This is a genomic window from Tomitella biformata AHU 1821 (assembly GCF_000524475.1).
GTDB lineage: Bacteria > Actinomycetota > Actinomycetes > Mycobacteriales > Mycobacteriaceae > Tomitella > Tomitella biformata.
Genome location: NZ_BAVQ01000067.1, coordinates 1 through 811, shown reverse-complemented (window position 1 = coordinate 811; position 811 = coordinate 1). Strand labels below are relative to the sequence as shown.

Sequence of the window (811 nt, the reverse complement as noted above, 5' to 3'; positions counted from 1 at the left end):
ACGTATTGCAAGGTGCGGGTCGGCCCGCACGTGGTCTCCCAGGCCATGGTCGTCGCGACCGGCGTGTCCATCGACGGCTCCCGGGAGGTGTTGGGGACCGCGGTCGGTGAGAGCGAGTCGTTCGAGTTTTGGCGGGAGTTCCTCGCCGGCCTGCGCGCCCGCGGCCTGACCGGGGTCCACCTGGTGATCTCCGATGCACACGCCGGGCTGAAAGCGGCTGTTGCCCAGCAATTCACCGGCGCGGCCTGGCAACGTTGCCGGGTCCATTTCATGCGCAACCTGCAGGCCGCAGTGGGTAAACGGCATGTGCCGCCGGTGATGGCGGCGATCAAGACGGTGTTCGCGCACACCGACCCCGACGAGGTCACAGCGCAGTGGGACACGGTCGCGGAGTCGATGGCCGAGCACTTCCCGAAGGTCGCCGAGATGATGCGCGGAGCCAAGGAGGACGTGTTGGCGTTCGCGGCGTTCCCACAGGCGCATTGGCAGAAGATCTGGTCGAACAACCCGATCGAGAGGTTGAACAAGGAGATCAAGAGGCGGGCCGACGTGGTCGAGATCTTCCCCAATGCCGCGGCGTTTCTGCGGTTGGCGACGGCGGTGGTGATCGAGCAGCACGACGAGTGGCAGGTGACCCGCCGCTACGTTTCCGACGTCAGCATGGGCGAGCTGCGCCGGGTGATCCGCGCCAAACAGGTCGCACTCAACGCATCCGAAGCGTTGACGGATCAGCAGGAAATCGCCTAGCGTTCACGCTGATTCGTTGATCGCTACGCTGATCCGAATTCCACCACTACACGGGGCACTACCC

General features: G+C 65.1%; 1 protein-coding gene. It reads left to right on the top strand.

All coding sequences use genetic code 11. From position 1 onward, the window contains the following. A partial coding sequence (locus tag TBIF_RS15285) for an IS256 family transposase (RefSeq protein ID WP_024795646.1) occupies positions 1 to 747 on the top strand: 747 nt, incomplete at its 5' end. Positions 748 to 811 lie beyond the last annotated feature (64 nt).